The 12,956-nt window shown below is 72.5% G+C and carries 12 protein-coding genes; 7 read left to right on the forward strand and 5 right to left on the reverse strand.

Annotation, left to right across the window (positions count from 1 at the left end):
• Window positions 1-16 precede the first annotated feature (16 nt).
• The 4 genes from AB0J67_RS14400 to AB0J67_RS14415 all read left to right on the forward strand — a co-directional run bounded on the left by AB0J67_RS14400 (window position 17) and on the right by AB0J67_RS14415 (window position 5,139).
• Window positions 17-1,201 (forward strand): substrate-binding domain-containing protein, encoded by a 1,185-nt coding sequence (locus AB0J67_RS14400; RefSeq protein WP_363481482.1) that lies wholly within the window; start codon window positions 17-19, stop codon window positions 1,199-1,201.
• Window positions 1,202-1,319: 118 nt separating this feature from the next.
• Entirely contained in the window at window positions 1,320-2,183 is an 864-nt protein-coding gene (locus tag AB0J67_RS14405; RefSeq protein ID WP_363481484.1) for a sugar phosphate isomerase/epimerase family protein, read from the forward strand.
• A gap of 320 nt (window positions 2,184-2,503) precedes the next feature.
• Window positions 2,504-3,610 (forward strand): hypothetical protein, encoded by a 1,107-nt coding sequence (locus AB0J67_RS14410; RefSeq protein ID WP_363481487.1) that lies wholly within the window; start codon window positions 2,504-2,506, stop codon window positions 3,608-3,610.
• Window positions 3,610-5,139, forward strand: coding sequence for an alkaline phosphatase D family protein (locus AB0J67_RS14415; protein ID WP_363481490.1), 1,530 nt, complete (start codon window positions 3,610-3,612; stop codon window positions 5,137-5,139). The genes AB0J67_RS14410 and AB0J67_RS14415 overlap by 1 nt, the downstream gene beginning before the upstream one ends.
• Before the next feature lie 156 nt (window positions 5,140-5,295).
• On the opposite strand, the gene AB0J67_RS14420 is transcribed toward AB0J67_RS14415, so the two are convergent.
• Complete coding sequence (locus AB0J67_RS14420; RefSeq protein WP_363481493.1) at window positions 5,296-5,487, reverse strand: hypothetical protein; 192 nt, start codon at window positions 5,485-5,487, stop codon at window positions 5,296-5,298.
• A gap of 101 nt (window positions 5,488-5,588) precedes the next feature.
• Window positions 5,589-6,512: a LysR substrate-binding domain-containing protein gene (locus AB0J67_RS14425; RefSeq protein ID WP_363481496.1), complete on the reverse strand. Its 924-nt coding sequence runs from the start codon at window positions 6,510-6,512 to the stop codon at window positions 5,589-5,591.
• Between the two features lie 86 nt (window positions 6,513-6,598).
• On the opposite strand from AB0J67_RS14425, the gene AB0J67_RS14430 reads away from it, so the two are divergent.
• The gene (locus AB0J67_RS14430; protein ID WP_363481499.1) at window positions 6,599-7,903 is read left to right on the forward strand and encodes an aspartate aminotransferase family protein; all 1,305 of its coding nucleotides are present in this window, start codon (window positions 6,599-6,601) and stop codon (window positions 7,901-7,903) included.
• A gap of 15 nt (window positions 7,904-7,918) precedes the next feature.
• On the opposite strand, the gene AB0J67_RS14435 is transcribed toward AB0J67_RS14430, so the two are convergent.
• The gene (locus AB0J67_RS14435; RefSeq protein WP_363481502.1) at window positions 7,919-8,479 is read right to left on the reverse strand and encodes a CGNR zinc finger domain-containing protein; all 561 of its coding nucleotides are present in this window, start codon (window positions 8,477-8,479) and stop codon (window positions 7,919-7,921) included.
• Between the two features lie 88 nt (window positions 8,480-8,567).
• On the opposite strand from AB0J67_RS14435, the gene AB0J67_RS14440 reads away from it, so the two are divergent.
• Both AB0J67_RS14440 and AB0J67_RS14445 read left to right on the forward strand, forming a co-directional pair.
• A complete protein-coding gene (locus AB0J67_RS14440; protein ID WP_363481504.1) occupies window positions 8,568-9,014 on the forward strand; it encodes a VOC family protein in 447 nt (148 codons plus the stop codon).
• Window positions 9,015-9,022: 8 nt separating this feature from the next.
• Window positions 9,023-9,889, forward strand: a complete 867-nt coding sequence (locus AB0J67_RS14445; RefSeq protein WP_363481508.1) for a pyridoxamine 5'-phosphate oxidase family protein — start codon at window positions 9,023-9,025, stop codon at window positions 9,887-9,889.
• Window positions 9,890-10,070: 181 nt separating this feature from the next.
• Here the strand turns inward: AB0J67_RS14445 and tnpB are convergent, their stop codons facing one another.
• Together tnpB and AB0J67_RS14455 are read right to left on the reverse strand one after the other, a co-directional pair.
• Window positions 10,071-11,402 carry an IS607 family element RNA-guided endonuclease TnpB gene (gene tnpB / locus AB0J67_RS14450; protein WP_363481511.1) on the reverse strand — a complete coding sequence of 444 codons (1,332 nt, stop codon included), beginning with the start codon at window positions 11,400-11,402 and terminating at the stop codon, window positions 10,071-10,073.
• 391 nt (window positions 11,403-11,793) lie between these two features.
• A complete protein-coding gene (locus tag AB0J67_RS14455) occupies window positions 11,794-12,843 on the reverse strand; it encodes a class I SAM-dependent methyltransferase (RefSeq protein WP_363481514.1) in 1,050 nt (349 codons plus the stop codon).
• Between the last annotated feature and the right edge of the window lie 113 nt (window positions 12,844-12,956).

Here is a 12,956-nt window from a genome sequence, read left to right on the forward strand (position 1 = left end):
CCAGAGAGGAACGCGCATGAGGAGAAGCACACCCTTCCTGCTGGCCGTTGCCACCGCCGTGGCGGTGGTCGTGGCCGGCTGCACCAGCGACGTGCCCGGCGCGTCGCCCAGTGCCGGGCCCAGCGGCGCCGGCACCGGCGAGACGTCGAAGTTCTTCGTCCAGGCCGACCACGACAACGAGCTCGCGCTGCGCACCAAGAGCGCCACCGGGCCCGCGGACAAGCCGTGGGAGCAGGCGCTCGACCCCAAGACCGTGGACACCGCCAAGTACAAGAAGGCCGGTCCGTACCACCTGTGCTTCTCCAACGCGGGCGTCGGCAACCCGTGGCGGCAGGTCGGGTTCAAGAACATGCAGGCCGAGGTGAAGCTGCACCCGGAGATCAAGACGTTCACCGTGGCCGACGCGGAGAGCAAGGACGACAAGCAGATCTCCGACATCACCGACCTGCTCGGCAAGGGCTGCGACGCGCTCATCGTCTCCCCGAACACCACCGCGACGCTGACCCCGGCGGTCGAGCAGGCCTGCGCCAAGGTGCCGGTCATCGTGTTCGACCGCGGCGTCAACACCAAGTGCCCGGTCACCTTCATCAACCCCATCGGCGGGTACGCGTTCGGCGCGACCGGCGCGGAGTTCCTCGTCGAGAAGGTCAAGCCGAAGGGCAAGATCCTGGCGCTGCGCATCCTGCCCGGCGTCGACGTGCTCGAAGCCCGCTGGGGCGCGGCCAAGGTCGTCTTCGACAAGTCCGACCTGGACGTGGTCGGCGTCGAGTTCACCGACGGCGACGCGGCCAAGACCAAGTCCATCGTGACGAACTACATCCAGCGCTTCGGCGACATCGACGGCATCTGGATGGACGCCGGCGCCACCGCCGTCGCCGCGGCCGAGGCGTTCGAGGACGCGGGCAAGCCGTTCCCGGCCATCGTCGGCGAGGACCAGCAGGACTTCCTCAAGATGTGGCAGGACAAGAAGCTCACCGCGATCGCCCCGACCTACCCCACCTACCAGTGGCGTACGCCGGTCATCGCCGCGCTGAAGATCCTCGGCGGCGAGGCCGTGCCCAGCCCGTGGAAGCTGCCCCAGCCGACCATCACCTCCGACAACCTGGGCCAGTACGTGCAGAAGGACATGCCGCCGCTGCACTACGCGATGTGCGGCTGCGCGACCCTGCCCGGCTACCCCGGTGACTGGGGCGGCAAGTAGCCCTGCGCCGGACCGGCGGCCGCCCCCTACCCCCCACGGGGCGGCCGCCCCCGCTCACGACCAGCCGAACGTCCCGGGACGGCCGCCGCCGGCACCCGGCAGTGGAATGAGGTGTGCTGTGTTCGCCGTCGGCGCCAACCCGTGGATCTGGACCTCCCCGGTCGACGACCGCGCCCTGCGCGAGCTCGTCCCGCGCATCGCGGCCTGGGGCTTCGACGCGATCGAGATCCCGGTGGAGAACCCGGGGGACTGGTCGCCGGAGGCCGTACGCGACCTGCTCGCCGAGCACGGGCTGGCCGCGGCGGCGGTGCTCGCGGTCACCCCGCCCGGCCGCGACCTCGTCTGCACCGACGCCGCTACCGTCGCCTCCTCGCAGGCCTACCTGCGGGGGCTCGTCGACGCGGCGGCGGTCCTCGGCGCGCCGAGCGTGTGCGGGCCGGTGTACGCCGCCGTCGGGCGGCTGTGGCGGATGTCGGCCGACGAGCGCCGCGACTGCTACCGGCAGCTGCGCGACGCGCTGGACCCGGTCGCCTGGTACGCGGGGGAGCGGGGCGTCGCGATCGGCATCGAGGCGCTGAACCGGTACGAGACCTCGGTCGTCAACACCATGGCGCAGACCCTGGAGGCGATCGACGGGCTGCCCGGCAACGTCGGCATCATGCTCGACAGCTACCACATGAACATCGAGGAGTCCGATCCGTACGCGGCGGTCACGCTCGCCGGGCCGCGGATCGTGCACGTGCAGGTGTCCGGCAGCGACCGGGGGGCGCCGGGGCGCGACCACCTGGACTGGCCGCGGTGGCTGGGCGCGCTGGCCGGGACCGGATACCGCGGTCCGATCTGCATCGAGTCGTTCACGGGCGAGAACGAGGTCATCGCGGTGGCCGCCGCGATCTGGCGGCCGCTGGCCCCGAGCCAGGACGAGCTGGCCACGGCCGGTCTGGCCTACCTCCGCAAGGTCACCGCCGACCTGCGATCCTGACCGTCCCACCGCGGCCGTGTGGTGCGGCCGTGTGGTGCCAAGATCGCGGGTTCGTGCCAGAACGCGCAGTCACAGCCATTTTTCGACACGAATCACCGATCTTCGCAAGGCTCCCCGGCCGCCGGCAGCGGGGTGTGGCTGCGGAGATTGACGATAGTGGATTAATTGGCTTATGCTGCCGAGGGCGTAGCACCGTGTGGCCGGTCGGAGATGTGGTTCGCCGGGCAGTGGTCGTCTGGGCTTGGTGCGGCGGTCACGTGCCCGTCGCCGCCGCGACAGCACGCGCGGGCATGCTGCTCTGCGATCTGCCAGGAGGCGTGATGCAGACAGGGAATCTGATCGTCAACCCGGGCGCCGACGCGAGCACCGGCGGCACCGGACAGCCGACCCCGGTCGTTCCGGGATGGACGGCGATCGAGGGCGCGGCGGCCGTCATCACCTATGGCGCGAGCGGCTATCCGACCTCCGGCAGCCCCGGACCGGCCGACCGGGGCGCGAACTTCCTCGGCGGCGGCGACTCCGCGCGCACGAGGCTCACGCAGCAGATCACGCTGCCGATGACGGCGCAGATCGACGCGGGTGCGGCCCGGTTCGACGTCGGCGGCTGGCTGGGCGGCTACGCGGCCCAGGACGACGGCGTACGCCTGTCGGTGGAGTTCCTCGACGCGGCGGCCCGGCCGCTGGGCGTGGTGGTGCTCGGCCCGGTCACCGCGACCGAGCGCGGCGGCGCCACCGGGCTGCTGCGGCGCGCCCAGACCGGCACCGTGCCGCCGGGCAGCCGCACCGCGCGGGTGCTGCTGCTGTTCACCCGTGACGGCGGCACCTCGAACGACGGTTACGCCGACAGCCTGTGGCTGACCCTGTCCTCGGTCGGCGCGAACCTGCTCGCCAACCCGGGCGGCGACGCGGGCCCCGGCGGCACGGGCGGTCCGACCGCGAGCATCCCCGGCTGGACCCACCTGGAGGGCGGCGCGGCCGTCATCGCGTACGGGACCAGCGGCTACCCGACCTCGACCAGCCCCGGACCGGCCGACCGCGGCGTGAACCTCCTCGGCGGCGGCACCGCGGCGCGCAGCCGGCTCGGGCAGAGCGTGACGCTGCCGGGCACCGCCGCGATCGACGCGGGCACCGCCCGCTACGACGTGGCCGCCTGGCTCGGTGGGTACGCCGACCAGAACGACACCGCGCAGCTGTCCGTGGCGTTCCGCAACGCGGCCGGGCAGACCCTGGCCACGGTCGTGCTCGGCCCGGTCACCGCCGCGCAGCGCGGCAACACCACCGGGCTGCTGTCGCGCACGGCGACCGGCACGGTGCCCCCGCTCAGCCGCACCGCCCAGGTCGAGCTGCTGTTCACCCGCTCCGGCGGCACCTCCAACGACGGCTACGCCGACTCCCTGTCCCTCACCGTCACCCCCGGAGGTGCCTGATGGCCCTGCGCCGCCGCGCCCTGCTGCAGGCCGCCGCCGGAGCCGGTGCGCTCACCGCGGCCTGGCCGCTCACCCACGCCCTGGGTCCCGACGCCGCGTACGCCGCCGCGGCGGCGCTCGGCGCGAGCTGGGATCCGGCCCCGTTCACCCTCGGCGTGGCCTCCGGCGACCCGCTGCCGACCAGCGTGGTGCTGTGGACCCGGCTGGCGCCGGACCCGCTGGCGCAGGTGCAGCCGCTGCCGGACATCGTGCAGGTGGACTGGTTCGTGGCCACGGACGCGGCGATGTCCAACGTGGTCGCCTCCGGCTCGGTGGCCGCGTCGGTGCTGCTCGGGCACAGCCTGCACGTGGTGGTGGACGGGCTCACTCCCGGCCGGCGCTACCACTACCGGTTCCGCGCGCTGGGGCAGTACAGCCGGACCGGCCGGACGAAGACCGCGCCCACCGGTGCGGTGAACCTGGTCCGCTTCGCGTCGCTGAACTGCCAGCACTACCAGTCGGGTGAGTACCCGGGCATGCGCGACCTGGCCGCCGACGCCAACCTCGACTTCGTGGTGCACCTCGGCGACTACGTATACGAGGGCTCGGAGCTGGGCACGGCCTACACCCTGACCGACTACCGGCGGCTGCACGCGCTCTACAAGGGAGACCCCCTGCTGCGCGACGTGCACGCCGCGCATCCGTTCTACCTGACCTGGGACGATCACGAGGTCGTCAACGACTACTCCGGCTCGCGGGGCGCGGCGACCTTCGTGGCCCGCCGCTCGGCCGCGTACCAGGGCTGGTACGAGCACCTGCCGCTGCGGCTGGAGGGCTCCGACACCGCGCTGCCCGACCCGCGGATCCACCGCCACCGGCGCTGGGGCGACCTGCTGGAGCTGGTCATCCTCGACCTGCGGCAGCACCGCTCCGAGCAGAACGTCGCGGGCGGCACCATCCTCGGCGCGGCGCAGAAGCAGTGGGTCAAGGACCGGATCAGCCAGCGCTCCGGCGGCTGGCACTGCTGGGTCAACTCGATCTTCCTGAGCCAGCAGCGCAACCCCGACGGCGGGTACCTGTTCACCGACCAGTGGGACGGGTTCCGGGCCGAGCGGACCGAGCTGCTGACCTACGCCCAGCAGCAGGGCATCGCCGACTTCGTGACCATCACCGGCGACTGGCACAGCGCGTTCGTGCAGGACGTCCGGCCCGACTTCGACAACCTCGCGTCGCCGGTCATCGGCACCGAGTTCGTCGCGCACTCGACCACGTCGAGCGCGTACTCGGCGAGCTGGAACGCGGCCAACGGGCCACGGCTCGGGCAGGCCAACCCGCACCTGCAGTACTTCGAGGGCAACCGCTACGGCTACGACCTTTACGAGGTGACCCCGCAGCGGTGGACCACCCGGCTGCGGGTGGTCGGCGACCGGACCGACCCGAACGCCGCCGTCACCACCCTGACCAGCTGGCACGTGGACCGCGGCCGCGCCGGAGCCTACGAGGACCCGGCCACGAAGGGCTCCGCCGCCCAGTACCGCCGCAACCCCTGACCGCGCCCGGCGACCCGCGGCGCGAAGACGCGCCCGGCGGGGCGGCGCGAAGATCGCTGATTTGGGTCAGGAGATGGAGCCCCACCGCAGTTTCTGACCCGAACCGGCGATCTTCTGCCCCGGCGCCGGTGAGCGGCACCGACGGGAGGCGCTCGCTCAGGCGCCGTCGCGTTTGCGCCAGCCGAGCAGGGCCAGCACCACCCCGACGACCATCGTGATCGGGCCGATGACGGCCCACGTCGTGTCGCCGCTCATCGCGCTGCCGCCGAGCATGTTCAGACCCTGCAGGGTCCACACGCCGCCGGCCAGCACCAACAACACGCCGATGATGATCAAGGTAAGCCGCATGGCTGTCACGCTACGCGAGTCGCCCCGGTGAAGACAGGCACACGGGCTCGGCGGCGATGAGTAGGCTGAGGTGGACCAGCGCCGCGGCCGCCCGGCGTGCGTCAGGTGGCGCCGTGCGCCGACTGGTCGGGGCGCGCCGCTGCCAGGGCGCGCAGCTCGTCCAGGACGATCCGGCTCGCCTCGGTCAGCGCCGACCGGCTGCGGACGGCCGCGTACACCTGACGGGTGAGCGGTTCGCGCAGCGGCCGGGTGGCGACGTGATACCTGCCGTCGACGGCCAGCTCGGGTAGCAGCGAGACCGACAGGCCCGCTTCGACGTGCGCCAGCAGCAACTCGTAGCTGCCGAACCGGCCCGCCACGATCGGCTCGAAGCCCGCCCGCCGGCAGCTTCCCGTCACCAGGTTGGACAGGTACGTCCCCGGCAGGTCGACGGCCCAGGCCGCCGTGGCGTAGTCGGCCAGGTCCGCCGGTGTCCGCGGCCCCGCCTGCGCCTGCGGTGTCACGAGCACGATCGCGTCGGCGAGCAGCGGGATGGTGAACGCGTCCGGGTCGAGCGGCACCGACCCGTCGATGAAGTCGGCGGTCACGATGATGTCGCACTCGCCGCGCCGCAGCGCGGGGTGGCTGGCCTGCGGGTCGAGTTCGGACACGGCCAGCTCGATGCCGGGGTGCGTCGCGCGCAGCCGGGTGGCGAGCGGGATGACCAGGGTGCGCACGGCGCTGGAGAACGCGGCCAGCCGCACCGGCCCGGCCGGCTGCCCGGAAAGGCCGCGCAGCTCCTCCTCGGCCACCCTGACCTGGTCGAGGATGACCCGTGCGTGCCTGGCGAGGGTGCGCCCGGCTTCGGTCAGCCGCACCCGGCGGCCGTCGCGTCGCAGCAGCTCGGCGTGCGTCTCGGTCTCCAGGACCGCGAGCTGCGCCGACACCGCCGACGGGCTCAGGTGCAGCGCTGCCGCGACGGCCCGCACCGTGCCGAGGCTGTCCAGCAGGCTGAGCATCTCCAGCCGGGACGTGTTCAGCCGCATCAGGGCCCCCTTGTGCGCAGATCCCGTACAGGCTAGCCGCAGATCGGAGCTTTTCGTGCACAGCGGCGGTCCCTATCGTGAGCTTCATGACGACGACCGAGCAGTTCTGGTCCGACGCGGAACGACACCTGGTGCGCTACGGCGGCACGTTCACGCCCGAGATCATCGAGCGGGCGGCGGGCAGCTACGTCCACACCGCCGACGGCCGCCGCATCCTCGACTTCACGTCCGGGCAGATGAGCGCGATCCTCGGCCACTGCCACCCGGCGATCGTGGCGACCGTGCAGCGGCAGATCGCCGGTCTCGACCACCTGTTCAGCGGCATGCTGTCGCGGCCCGTCGTCGACCTGGCCCGCCGGCTCGCCGGGACGCTGCCCGCGCCGCTGGACAAGGTGCTGCTGCTGACGACCGGTGCCGAGTCGAACGAGGCGGCCATCCGCATGGCCAAACTCGTCACCGGCAAGCACGAGATCGTCGCCTTCGCCCGGTCCTGGCACGGCATGACCGGCGCCGCGGCCGCCGCGACGTACAGCGCCGGGCACCAGGGCTACGGGCCGACCGCGCCGGGCAACTTCGCGATCCCCACGCCCAACGCGTACCGGCCCGACTTCACCACCCCCGACGGCGGACTCGACTGGCGGCGCCAGCTCGACCACGGCTTCGCCATGGTCGACGCGCAGTCGTCGGGCAGCCTCGCGGCGTGCCTCGTCGAGCCGATCCTCAGCTCCGGCGGCGTCATCGAGCCGCCGCCCGGCTACCTCGCCGCGCTGGCCGACAAGTGCCGCGAGCGCGGCATGCTGCTCATCGTCGACGAGGCGCAGACCGGGCTGTGCCGGACCGGCACCTGGTACGCGTTCGAGCGCGACGGCATCGTGCCCGACATCCTCACCCTGTCCAAGACCCTCGGCGCCGGGCTGCCGCTCGCGGCGGTGGTCACCAGCGCCGAGATCGAGCAGCGGGCGCACGAGCGCGGCTACCTCTTCTACACCACACACGTGTCGGACCCGCTGGTCGCCGCCGTCGGCAACACCGTGCTGGACGTCCTGCAGGAGGAGAAGCTGGACCTGCGGGCGCGGGAGCTCGGCGGGTTCCTGCGCGCCGGCCTGCTGCAGATCCAGCAGCGGCATCACGTGGTGGGCGACGTACGCGGCCGCGGCCTGATGCAGGGCGTCGAGCTGGTCGTCGACCGCGACACCAAGCAGGGCTCCGACGTGCTCGGCGCGCAGGTCACCCGCCGCTGCCTCGAACTCGGCCTGCACATGAACGTGGTGCAGCTCAAGGGCATGGGCGGAACCTTCCGCATCGCGCCGCCGCTGACCGCGACGCAGGAGGAGCTGGCCCTCGGCCTGGAGATGCTGGACCAGGCGATCGGGGAGGCCGCGGCAGGCTGACCGCGTCCCGTCCGATCATGCGGCCGGCGTCGGTCTCGCCTGCTTGTGGCGGTCGTGGTGGCGGGCCACCCGGGCCCGGTTCCCGCAGGCGTTGCTGCACCACTCGCGGTTGGGGCGGTCGCGCAGGAACAGCAGTACGCAGCCCGGTGCCCCGCACACGCCGACGCGGCCTTCGGCGAACAGCACCACCGCGTCGGCGGCCACCTCGGCGAGCGCGCCGGTGACGGCCGCCGCGCCGTGGCGCGACGTCAGGCGCGGTGCACCGTCGTGCACGTCCAGCTCCTGCCAGCGCGGCGCGGCCCGTACCGCGGCGTTCAGGCGTTCGAGCTGCGCCGGGTCGGGAGCCTGCCCGCTCGCGGCGGCGGAGGCGACGGCACGGATGGCCGCTCGAAGATCTCGGGCGGCCGCCAGCTCTTTGCGGCCGACAGCCGCGCGGGAGCGGGCGTCGACGCGCACGGCGAGCAGGTGGTCCACCCGTCCCAGCCACGCGGCGAGGTCCGCCGGCGTCTCCAGCGCGTCGCGGAGTCCGCCCTGGTCGGCGTAGGTGGTGTTGGCGAGTTCGAGCGCGGGACGCATGGTGTTAATGGTAACTCGCCTTGTACCCATTACATCCACCGTGCTAGCTTCTAATGGGCAGTATTCAACAAACCATTAGGAGCACGTTGTGAGCTCGGGTATCACCACCGGCCACGTCGGCCTGAACGTCACCGACCTCGACCGGTCCGTCGACTTCTACCGCCGGGCGCTCGGCGTCGACGTGGTCGGCCGTTCCGACGCCGACGGCCGGCACTACGCCTTCCTGGGGCGCGACGGCGTACTGATGATCACGCTGTGGCAGCAGAGCGGCGCGCCGTTCGCCGCAGACCGCGCCGGGCTGCATCACCTGTCGTTCCAGGTCGCCGACGTGGCCGCGCTGGAGCAGGTGGAGCAGCGGGTTCGCGAGCTCGGCGCGGACATCCGGGACGACAGCGGCCTGCCCGGCGAGTCCGCCGCCGCCGGGCAGCTCTTCTTCTACGACCCCGACGGCATCCGCCTGGAGGTCTACGCCGAGCAGCGACCCGCCCGCCCGGCGGCCACCGCTGACGCCGCTCCCGCCTGCGGATTCTTCTAGGAGTGATGATGAGAACACATCCCGGTGAGGTGTACGTGCAGCGCAGGGCCGGCTACACCCGGACCGGCCTCGGCTCGGCCGGGGTGGGCGTGCGGCTGCCGGAGGTCGCCCGCCAGTTCCTCGCCCGGCAGCGCATGCTCGTGATCGGCGGCCACGACGCCGAGGGCTCCTTGTGGGCGAGCCCGCTGTACGGCCCGCCGGGGTTCGTACGTGCCGAAGGCGAGCGGACTGTCATCGTGGAGGCCGCAGCCGACCCCGACGATCCGCTGCACGCGAGGTTCGCGGATGAGGCAACGATCGGCGCGATCGCGCTCGAGCCGGCCACCCGCCGCCGGATGCGGGTCAACGGCACCGGCCACCGGCAGGGCGACCGGCTCGTCATCACCGCTGACCAGGTCTTCGCGAACTGCCCCCGGCACATCACCGCCCGCGAGGTCGAGCGGGAGGTCGTCGCGACGGCACCGGCGGTGCGCGCGGACCGGCTCTCCGCCGACCAGCTGCGCCTGATCGCCGAGGCGGACACCTTCTTCATCGCCACCGCCGCCGACGGGCACGGCGTGGACGTGTCGCATCGCGGCGGCGAGACCGGATTCGTCACCGGCCACGACGCCACGACACTGTCCTGGCCGGACTACGGCGGCAACGCGATGTTCATGACGCTCGGCAACCTGCACCTGCAACCGCGCTGCGGCCTGCTGTTCGTCGACTGGACGGGCACCCGGCCCGCACTGCGGCTCACCGGCCGGGCGACCGTCGACTGGGACCCCGACCGCGCCGCCGCGCACCCCGGTGCCGCACGCATGATCGACTTCGCGGTGGAGCAGGTGGTCGAGGCCTCCGGTCCCGCCCTGGCCTGGCGACCGGTGGACGACTGAGCAGGTCGGTGGCCCCCACCGGGTGCCACCGAGCAGGCTCGACGTCACGGGGTGAGGATGCTGATGCCGATCATGCGGGCGCCGGTCTCGGTGCGCGGCTGGTGCGTGCTCCGTTGCAATTGAGTGATCTCTGGTGAGCCGCTCGTGTTGCAGTCGGCCGTTGCCGGCCGACGGTCCCCGTCTAACCCACCGGGTGATGGTGCGGGGTGGTCGCTTCACAGCCACCTGCCACCACGGGGGTGGTCTTATGGTCGGCTCCACGGCCGTTTAGCGTCTCCCGGCCACTCCGGGCGACGTACTGCTGCAGGTTGACCGCGGCATTCAGGTCACGGTCCAGGCACAGCGGGCAGTGTCGGCAGGTGTAGGTCCGTTCCCGCAGCGGCAGTTTGGGTTTCACCGCGCCGCAGGACGAACAGGTCTTCGAGGAGGCGAACCAGCGGTCGGCCACGACCACCCGCCCACCCTGCCAGCCGGTCTTGTACTCCAACTGCCTGCGCAGGGTCGCCCATCCCGCTTCGGCGATGTGCCGGGCCAGCTTGGCGTTGGCCATCATCCCCGCGATGTTTAGGTCTTCGACGACCACGGTGTCGTAGGTCGCCGCGAGGGTCGAGGTGAGTTTGTGCAGGCCGTCGGCGCGCAGGTTCGCGACCCGGGCGTGCGTTCTGGCCAGCCGTGTCCTGGCCTGCCGCCAGCGGCGCGAGGGCCGCTGCCCGGTGCGCCGGTCGGGTCCCTGCCTGCGGGACAGGGTCCTGGCAGCGCTGCGCAGCCGCCCGGACGCGGCGGCCAGGTGTCGGGGGTTGGCCACGACGTGGCCGGTCGACAGGATGGCGAGGTGGGTGAGGCCGACGTCGACACCGACGCTCTGCTGCGGCCGCTGCGGCCGCTGCGGGATGCGGGTGACCTGCACGGTGAACGACACGTGCCAGCGTCCGCCGGTGTGCCGGACGGTGGCCGACATGATCCGGGCCGTGCCCGCGTGCAGGCGGCGGGCGAGTTTGCGGGTCGACTCGTGGGTGCGGATCCGGCCCAGTCTGGGCAGGGTGACGTGGTGGCGGGTGTCCTCGACGCGGATGGTGCCGGTGGTGAACCGCACCGAGGGCACCGCCCGCCGCCGTGACTTGAAGCGCGGGAACCCGATCCTGGGTCCGGCACGGCGGCCGGTCCGCGACGCCGACCAGTTGCCCAACGCTCGGGCCAGGCCGTCGAGGCCGGTGTTGTAAGCCTCCTTCGAGCACTGCTTCCACCAGGGTGCGACTTCGGCCTTGGCAGTGTTCCACGCCCGGCGTAGGGCGGGCAGGTTCCAGCCCAGCGCAGGTGTCAGCTGTGGGTCGGTCAGGCCGTAGGTGCGTTCGGCGGCGCGCTGGTCGAGGTTGGCGCGCACCGCGGCCAGGGCCCAGTTGAACGCGAACCGGCCGGCACCGGCGTGGCGGTGCAGGTCGCGGTCCTGGGCAGGGGTCGGGTCCAGGGCGAAACGGTACGCCTGCACCACCAGCCCACCCACCACATCGGACACGTCCCACACACTAGACACCGGGTACGACAGGCCAACACCACAGAACGCCCACTCCAGCTGGCCGGGGACACCAAAGCGCAACCCGGCACACCAAAGATCACTCAAACGCCAGCAGTTCAAACCTCGGGCGAACACCACGTAACTGCCCAGCCGCCGTCCCCGGTCGATGAACTCGCCGACACGACGTAGTAGCGATCTGGTGCACACGACGCCCGCCGCCTACCGCCGCTCCTTCGGCCGACCCGCCGGCACGTGACGTCTCCCCTCGGGATCACCGCACGAACGGACGGCTGTGGCCTCGTGGCGAGCCCGGGGACGAGGCGTCGCCCTCGCGGTGCGACGTCTCGTCGTCTCCGGGCTCGCCGGACTGACATGATCCGCCGGACGGGACCTAGCGCCGCGCCTCGTACACGTTGTTGAACGGGGTCTGCGCGGCGCGCCGGAAGCGGGTGAACCCGGCGTCGGTCACCACCTGGCGGATCGCCGCCTCGCCCGCCTGCGCGCCGAGGGAGTAGCCGCCCGGCTGGGACAGCGCGTTCGGCACGCACAGGAACGTCGAGAACCCGTAGTACACCTCGCCGACCGGGTTCAGGTTGTCGGCCGGCGCGTCACCGGCGGCGGGCTCGACGATGAGCCAGGTCCCGTCCGGTGCCAGCGCCTCGCGGATGTGCCGCGCCGCGCCCAGCGGGTCGCCCATGTCGTGCAGGCAGTCGAACGTGGTCACGAGGTCGTACCCGGTGCCGCCGAACGACTGGGCCGACGCCGTCTCGAACGTGACGCGCTCGCCGAGGCCCGCGTCGGCGGCCCGCTTGCGGGCCAGCTCGATCGACCCGTCGTGGTAGTCCGACCCGTGGAACTCCGAGGCCGGGTACGCGTTGCCGAGCAGCACGGTCGACGCGCCGAGCCCGCAGCCGACGTCGGCGACCTTCGCCCCGGCGCGCAGCCGCTGCTCGACGCCGTCGAGGGCGGGGATCCAGGCCGACACCAGGTTGCCCAGGTAGTTGGGCCGGAAGAACTGCTCGCAGCCGACGAACACGTTCGCGTCGTGCTCGTGCCAGCCGAACCCGGACCCGCTGCGGAACGCGGCCACGATGTGGGGCAGCGCCCGCAGGCTGCCCACGGCCAGCCGGAACGCGCCGGGCGCGAACAGCACGCCGTCCGGGTTCGCCAGGCCGAACGCCTGCTCCTCGGTGAGGGAGTACGTGTCGCCGTCGACGGTCACCCAGCCGGCGGCGGCCTGCCCGCGCAGCCACTCGGCGACGTAGCGGGGGTGGGTTTCGGTGCGGGCGGCCAGCTCCTCGGCGGTGGCGGGCGCCTCGGCGAGGGCCCGGTAGAGCCCCAGCTCGTCGCCGAGCACGATGTTGCCGGCGGCCATCGTCGCGCCGAGCGCGCCGACGAACCTGCCGATGAACTCGTTGAGCCGGTCCTCGTTGATCGCCATGCTCTGTCTCCTCAGGGTCGTGTCGGACTTCCGGGAGCGTGCGCGCGACGGTTGCGCGGCCGTTGCAACGGCCCTGCAATGGGAGGTCGGAGGATCGTCGCGGGGAGAGGAGG

Origin of the sequence: Catellatospora sp. NPDC049609 (assembly GCF_040675365.1) — a bacterium.
Classification (GTDB): Bacteria; Actinomycetota; Actinomycetes; order Mycobacteriales; family Micromonosporaceae; genus Catellatospora.

Excerpts from the sequence above, each read along its gene's own strand:
- AB0J67_RS14400 (WP_363481482.1), top strand. The coding sequence starts at position 17 with ATGAGGAGAAGCACACCCTTCCTGCTGGCCGTTGCCACCGCCGTGGCG.
- AB0J67_RS14410 (WP_363481487.1), top strand. The coding sequence starts at position 2,504 with ATGCAGACAGGGAATCTGATCGTCAACCCGGGCGCCGACGCGAGCACC.
- AB0J67_RS14415 (WP_363481490.1), top strand. The coding sequence starts at position 3,610 with ATGGCCCTGCGCCGCCGCGCCCTGCTGCAGGCCGCCGCCGGAGCCGGT.
- AB0J67_RS14420 (WP_363481493.1), bottom strand. The coding sequence starts at position 5,487 with ATGCGGCTTACCTTGATCATCATCGGCGTGTTGTTGGTGCTGGCCGGC.
- AB0J67_RS14425 (WP_363481496.1), bottom strand. The coding sequence starts at position 6,512 with ATGCGGCTGAACACGTCCCGGCTGGAGATGCTCAGCCTGCTGGACAGC.
- AB0J67_RS14430 (WP_363481499.1), top strand. The coding sequence starts at position 6,599 with ATGACGACGACCGAGCAGTTCTGGTCCGACGCGGAACGACACCTGGTG.
- AB0J67_RS14435 (WP_363481502.1), bottom strand. The coding sequence starts at position 8,479 with ATGCGTCCCGCGCTCGAACTCGCCAACACCACCTACGCCGACCAGGGC.
- AB0J67_RS14445 (WP_363481508.1), top strand. The coding sequence starts at position 9,023 with ATGAGAACACATCCCGGTGAGGTGTACGTGCAGCGCAGGGCCGGCTAC.
- AB0J67_RS14455 (WP_363481514.1), bottom strand. The coding sequence starts at position 12,843 with ATGGCGATCAACGAGGACCGGCTCAACGAGTTCATCGGCAGGTTCGTC.